Raw genomic sequence first — 6,400 nt, forward strand, 5'->3', positions numbered from 1 at the left:
CCGTCTCACTCGAGACGGGTCCCGACTGGTCGGCCACTCCCTGAAGCGATCGCCACCCTCCACTCGCGAAGAGACCGGTATCCGACGATCACCCGGACAGTCGCAACTACCTACAAATTTATTATTTATCGTCCCAAACTGGAGAGCGCAATGGCAGATGAATCCGAACTCCGCGAGCAGATGATCGATGCGTTCGAAGGCGCCGACTACCCGATCTCGAGTCCGATGGATCTCGTTCCGGCACTGCCGAACGGACCCGGAACGAAGTTCGAGTCCGGCGACTTCTCGATCACGGCAATGGAACTGAACACGAAAACGTCCGGTGGGGACTTCCCGTACGACGACCCCGAAACCTTCGTCGACGACATCATCCAGGACCTCAAAGACCAGAACGAACTGTAGACGAGGTGCCGTGTGATAGGCGGGCATACGGGTACTGATACCCGTTCAGTTCTCCTCCCGGTCAGTTCAGAGATCGATCAGACCGATCTGTGATCGGTCGCCGGACTGTGTTACGCACTCGGTTCAGCGTCGCCGAGGCGGTCGAACGAGTGCTCGCAGCGACCGTCGGTTCCCGTCTCTTCCGGATTTCGTTACGAACCGAGCGAGCCCACACAGTGCACACGGTGTACACCGTGTGAACATTCCTTGTCTGGAACGGCGGAAGGAAGCTCGCCACTTCGGTCTAGAATCCAAGCGAATCAGTACGGAACTCGTTTCCGTCCCGGAGTTCGGGCCTATACGCGCAATGTGTAATTTATAGAACATACCCATAACCTTTTATTCCGATGCTGTGTTGGAACAGAAAGAAGCGTTCAGCCATCTAGCCGTGATCGACAGCCAGCCCGGCGCTTACGTGTCGTATGTTACACGAAAATCACTCCGAATCGGTCCTCTTCGTCACGTCTAGTCGGTCGAGCGCCCTCCAATCACGTCTTCGCGAAGAAACGCCGTTTACCGTACACGCCGTGTCCCCGGACGAAGTGCTCTCCGAAGACGTCGATTCGGGCTCCCGTTCCGACGGCGGAGTCGGCACCGGTTCGAATGCCGGTGCCGCGTCCGAGTCGCAACCGAGTCTCGAGCAAGAACACGACGGTCGGCAGTTCGCCGCCGTCATCGCTGAACTCGAGTGTTCGGCGGAAACGAGTGCGGTGCTCGATCATGTCAACGCCACCGCCCCGGATCTGCCGACGATCGTTACTCCCCAGACGGGGAGCGAAGGACTCGCAACGGCTGCGCTCCGGGCGAACGCGGACGAATACGCTCCGGCCGATCGCGACGAGCAGCAACTCGACCGTATCGTAGAGACGATCCGGTCGAGCCCCGATGCGAAGCCACGAACCGAACAAACGACAGCGGCCGCTGAGACACGGCCAGCGAACGCGACCGAACCGACGGCGGAGACACACCAAGTAACTGAGCCGTCGGACGGCACGTATCACCGGATCCTCGCGAACGAACTCCCCGACGAGGCGTTTGTCATCGCCGCGGACGGCACCTATCTCGAGGCGAAAGTCCGTCCCGATTCTGCGGATCTCTACTCGAAGCCGGCCGACGAGCTGACCGGACAGCGACTCGAGGACGCCTTTCCGAACGACGTCGCCGCGGAGTTACAGGCCTGTATCGACCGAACCATTCGAACTGGCGATATCCAGTCCGTCGAGTACGGAGCGGAGACGACCGAGGGGAGACGGCAGTTCGAGGCTCGAGTCGTGCCGATCGACGACCGGATCAAGGGACAACACGCCGTCGTCTGGCTCGCCAGAGACATTACCGAACGGGCCCGACGGGAACGCGAACTGCGCTCTCGACAGGACGAACTCGAGACGCTCAACCGGATCAGTACGGTTCTCGGACAGGTGATCGAAACGCTGGTCGAGGCACCCTCTCGAGACGCCATCGAAGACGAAGTCTGTGAGCAACTCGTCGATTCGGAGCTGTACTGTGGCTCCTGGATCGCCGAACGGACGACCGGCAAAGGGACGCTCTCCTTCCGGACCAGCGCCGGCGAGGCGGAGACGTATCTCGACCGCGTCGACGAATTCGAGTTCGAGCACGAGTGGCTGGTCCAACGGGCCGTCCGAACGGGCGAAGCGCAGACCGAAACGGAGGTGCTCGAGAGCGAGACGGTCCCCGAGCCGCTACGGGCCGCCGCTCGCGAGGACGAGATCAGGTCGGCAATCGCCGTCCCGATCAGTCACAACGACTCGATATACGGCGTATTGGGTGTTCTCGCGAGCCGCGAGAACGCCTTCAGCGACGACGAGCAGGCCGGGTTCACCTTGCTCGGCGAGGCGATCGGATTTACGATTATGGCCGTAAAGAGCCGACAGCTACTGTTCGCCGACACCGTCGTCGAACTCGAGTTCCGGATCGACGGCGGCACCACCTTCACGTTCGATCTCTCCGAGGAGTACGGCTGTAGTTGCTCACTCGAATGGGCCGGCACCACCTCGAACGGCTGTACGTTCCAGTACGTCACGATCGACGGGCTCGACGGCGAGACGGTCCTCGAGGAGGCACGGAGCCACCACTCGATCGAGAAATGCCGGCTCATTCACGACGGAGACGACAGCTGTACGATCGAGATGCGACTTTCGGAATCTGGAGTTCGAACCCTTGCAAATCACGGCGCAACGATCCGAGACGTCACCGTCGAGGACGGTGTCGGGACCTGCGTGATCGAAATCTCACAGAACGCGGATGTTCGAGAGATCGCACAAGCCCTGACCGTCATCTACGAGAACACCGAGCTCGTTGCCCGACGGGAAGTCGACCGCTCGGTTCGAACGGCGACCGAACGGCGTAATCTGATTCTCGATCAGCTCACCGACCGACAGCTCACGACGTTGCGACTCGCCTACTACGGCGGCTTTTTCGACTGGCCGCGTGCGAGCACCGGCGAGGAAATCGCCGAGGCGATGGACGTCTCGCCGCCGACGATGCACCAGCACCTTCGGAAAGGGCTCAAGTCGGTACTCGGCGAGTTCTTCGAGGCCGGCGGCGGAATGGAGTGAGCAGCGGACTGATCGCTGGCGGACTCCGCTGTGGGTCGAGCGTACTGCGTCGAAAATGCCGTTGATGTTCAGCATTGCGAAACGAACAGCCTTGTGAGACGTCCAGCATTGTGAGACGTCTTCGAGTGCGAGGGAACGGTAGGTGGTAGTCTCGAACGGTTCCCATCGCACCGACGGCCTTCGGTTCCGTGAAGGCATCGAGCATTATGGATCCGAGAGCGATAAAGATTGCTAGCAGCGACGTTCAGTTTCCGAGCGGACTGGTAAGTGGCTATACCGGTTCACGTTCACCGGAAACCCGGCGTGTCGGTTTCGGTGTATCGGTCATGACGTATCAGTTTCGCCGCGATAGCTTCAATGTGTGATACAACGGCCTCGAACCGTCGTGTTCGGGTAGTCCGGCACCGTCTCGAGTCCGTGACCCTCGGTTGTGTTCCGAGGACACACGAGCGCACAACGCGAAAAGGTGTCCCCGTCGTAGCTGGCGTGTATGCCAGACGCAGCAATCGTCGTTCTCGCCGGTACCGAATCACCATCCGACCTCGGACGCGTTGTCAACGGACTCCAGACGGGCCAGGAGTTCGTAGCGGCCGGAGACAACGTCGAGATTATTTTCGACGGCGCCGGCACGCAATGGATCCCCGAACTCGAGGACGAAAGTCACGACTATCACTCGCTGTACGCCGAATTAACCGAACACATGTCGGCGTGTCACTACTGTGCAAACGCCTACGAGGTTGCCAACCCCGTCGAGGAGAGTCCGGCCGAACTACTCGACGAACACGAGGGGCATCCGAGTATCCGATCGCTGGTCACTGACGGCTACGAAATCATCACGTACTAACGACACTCCTCAGGCGCGTATCCCGCCGAGTACGAATTCGGTGCAGAGTCGCACATTCAACACGAACGGGCGATGGGTGTCAACAGTCTAGTATAGCAGAGAGTCACGAAAGGATAAAAGTCAGCTATGTAAACCCGAGCGCGGATACGGAAACCGTGGCTTCGTTCGAGTGGGATGGGTGCGACGATTACCCGGGCGTCAACCCCCGGGGACCGATCGACCGAGGGTGTGCAGCTGTGGTAGCGAACGCCCCCGTCGACGGACTCTTCGAGGGGTCGAACGGCCACTACTACACCGCCTGCCAGGTCACGAGAAAGCTCCGGACCGAACGATGGAAGCCATGCATTCGGCAGCGAGATCCGGATCGACGGCTGGTGGAAACGAGCGACGGTGGCTTACTGCTCTTGACGCCGACCGATGACCTCCCGGCCTGGGCGGAAATCCAGGTCGACGGTCGCGGTACTCGCGTCATCGATACGCGACGGCCAGTTCCGAGGTGACGGGCCCGTATCCCGACGGTTCCGGCCGATCGATCCTTCGATCGTTCGGCTTGTCAGCCAATCGCTGCCACCCGATCTTATCCTGTACGAATCAGTTCGCCCGCCGACTCGAGCGGACAGCGATCACGAGAGTCCTGAGAACGATACACATAAAACGCGGACAAATAAACCGGTAGGAACTGGCGTCCGCTCTCGAAAGCGACGGTGTGAAGCGACGCGTGTTTCTCGGAGCAACCGGCTCGCTGGCGTCGGTCGGGACGCTGGCGTATACGACCAGAGAGCCGATCGAAACCCTCGAAATCCGATTCTGGCTCTCGGAACGCGCCGCCAGCTACGACGGTGCCGTCGATCGAATATTCGAGTATCTCGACGCACTCCTCTCGCTCGAGTTCTGGACGCTCGACCTTTCGTTCGGGGGGACGGTCCAGGTTTCGACGGAGGACGGGGCGCGAGTCACCAGCCGCGGCGAGTGGCCGGCCGCGATCCTCTCGGGTGCGATCGGCCGACGAGATATTACCCCCGCAGCCGACGTCAACGTGCTCGTGACGGACGGACAAATGACACAAGCGCCGACCGGGTACGGCCTTCCACACATCGCCTCCGTCGGTGGAGCACGCCACATCGCGGCTCTCGAGTCGTTGGGCGAACTCCTGTCCTCACCGGATGCCGACGCCGACCGCAAGATCGTCCCAAATCGAAGAACGACGCGAACGATGCAGATCCTCGTTCACGAAATCGGTCACGCGCTCGGATTGGGCCACGATCACGGCGTCTCGTTTCGATACGGGGACGCCATCGTCGCGACGCCGATGCTGAGCAGTTACGCCTGGACAGACGATTACGACGGCGATCAGTCTCGCTGTGGCACGAGTTATGCGGATCCGGCGGGCCGGAGCCGAAAGCTCAGTCTGGCTTTTTCGGCCTGCGCTCGCCGCGAACTCGCGGACTACAGCGGCGGAATCACCGGATAGCAGCGCACGTCTCGAGGCACGCAACAGCGAGGAGAGCGAGAGAGTGGTTCGAGAGGCATAAGAGGGTGAAACGGGGTGTGCAAGATAGTGAATCGAAGGGAGATGAGTGGTCACGTCGCACACGATCGGGAGTCACATCGCACACAACCGATGAGTACAGCGAACACGGTCGACAGCGACGGGGCCCCGCAGTAACTCGCCACAAAATACGATAAACGAACCGCTGTCGCCGGTCCCGTCGGACGGACAGAGACCGACTACCGAGAGCCGAGCGGCGTCAGGACCGAATTACTCGTCGTCGTCGGAGTCGTTCTCACCGCGGACGAAACTCGCCTGCGTGTCTCCGTCCTGATCGACCCCGCCCGCGCTGGGACCTTCGATAAGCGACTCGAAATCGTCGACTTCATCGTACTGATCGCGGTACACAAGCGCCGCTTTCCCCATAGATGAGATCTCGTACAGCCCGGAGCGCTCTGCCGGACCGATTTTGTAAACGAGCCCGTAATCTTCCAGTACCGGGAGCCTCGTGTTGATGTTCTTGCGGCTCTTGCCCGTGTGTGCAGCGAGATTCGTTGCGACGTTTCGCCCCTTCTCCTCGAGCGCCTCGAGGATCAGGAAATCAGTGGGTTGGCGTAGCTTCACTATCGTTCACTCTCATCAGGTACTATATTTCCAGTGGTAACTAATACTTTCGGCTTGTTCGTCGGTGTTTTAGATGGTGATAGTCTGTGAAAATGAGAGGAAGTTCCGATAAATCAGATATTCATCGATTTTGTGGCGGGGCTTCGTGGTACCTGCCGGAACAGCTCGAATCACACGACGGCTCCGTGACATCGTCGATAATACCCGGTTGTGAGCGCGCCAGTCATCGGCTACTGGTCAGCCGAACTGACGCTTCGGCGATAGTGAATTCCGATCGATTTTGAAAGAGGTATTATTCGTGTCGGGTAGACCCATCACCCGAGGACCCAACAGCCGGTTGAGTCGGCTCCATTGAATCGCCATACGGCGTCGGATTTCACTGTTGAACGGCACGCTTGATATTGTAAACGAGACACATCAGCACGA

General features: G+C 59.9%; 6 protein-coding genes. 5 read left to right on the forward strand and 1 reads right to left on the reverse strand.

Features of this window, described 5'->3' with window-relative positions; all coding sequences use genetic code 11:
* Nucleotides 1-150: 150 nt before the first annotated feature.
* From GS429_RS02155 to GS429_RS02175, 5 genes are all read left to right on the forward strand, one after another.
* Nucleotides 151-402 (forward strand): MTH865 family protein, encoded by a 252-nt coding sequence (locus tag GS429_RS02155; RefSeq protein ID WP_160062295.1) that lies wholly within the window; start codon nt 151-153, stop codon nt 400-402.
* A 461-nt stretch (nt 403-863) separates the two neighbouring features.
* Complete coding sequence (locus GS429_RS02160; protein WP_160062297.1) at nt 864-3,017, forward strand: bacterio-opsin activator domain-containing protein; 2,154 nt, start codon at nt 864-866, stop codon at nt 3,015-3,017.
* Between the two features lie 490 nt (nt 3,018-3,507).
* The gene (locus GS429_RS02165) at nt 3,508-3,861 is read left to right on the forward strand and encodes a DsrE family protein (RefSeq protein ID WP_160062299.1); all 354 of its coding nucleotides are present in this window, start codon (nt 3,508-3,510) and stop codon (nt 3,859-3,861) included.
* A gap of 236 nt (nt 3,862-4,097) precedes the next feature.
* The gene (locus GS429_RS02170) at nt 4,098-4,361 is read left to right on the forward strand and encodes a hypothetical protein (protein ID WP_328821196.1); all 264 of its coding nucleotides are present in this window, start codon (nt 4,098-4,100) and stop codon (nt 4,359-4,361) included.
* Between the two features lie 206 nt (nt 4,362-4,567).
* A complete protein-coding gene (locus GS429_RS02175; protein ID WP_328821197.1) occupies nt 4,568-5,332 on the forward strand; it encodes a peptidase M10A and M12B matrixin and adamalysin in 765 nt (254 codons plus the stop codon).
* A 288-nt stretch (nt 5,333-5,620) separates the two neighbouring features.
* On the opposite strand, the gene GS429_RS02180 is transcribed toward GS429_RS02175, so the two are convergent.
* Nucleotides 5,621-5,974 carry a winged helix-turn-helix domain-containing protein gene (locus tag GS429_RS02180; protein WP_328821198.1) on the reverse strand — a complete coding sequence of 118 codons (354 nt, stop codon included), beginning with the start codon at nt 5,972-5,974 and terminating at the stop codon, nt 5,621-5,623.
* Between the last annotated feature and the right edge of the window lie 426 nt (nt 5,975-6,400).

It is taken from the genome of Natronorubrum halalkaliphilum (assembly GCF_009834785.1).
Lineage (GTDB): Archaea > Halobacteriota > Halobacteria > Halobacteriales > Natrialbaceae > Natronorubrum > Natronorubrum halalkaliphilum.

Coding starts and splice junctions, on each gene's coding strand:
- GS429_RS02155 (WP_160062295.1), top strand. CDS start 151: ATGGCAGATGAATCCGAACTCCGCGAGCAGATGATCGATGCGTTCGAA.
- GS429_RS02160 (WP_160062297.1), top strand. CDS start 864: ATGTTACACGAAAATCACTCCGAATCGGTCCTCTTCGTCACGTCTAGT.
- GS429_RS02165 (WP_160062299.1), top strand. CDS start 3,508: ATGCCAGACGCAGCAATCGTCGTTCTCGCCGGTACCGAATCACCATCC.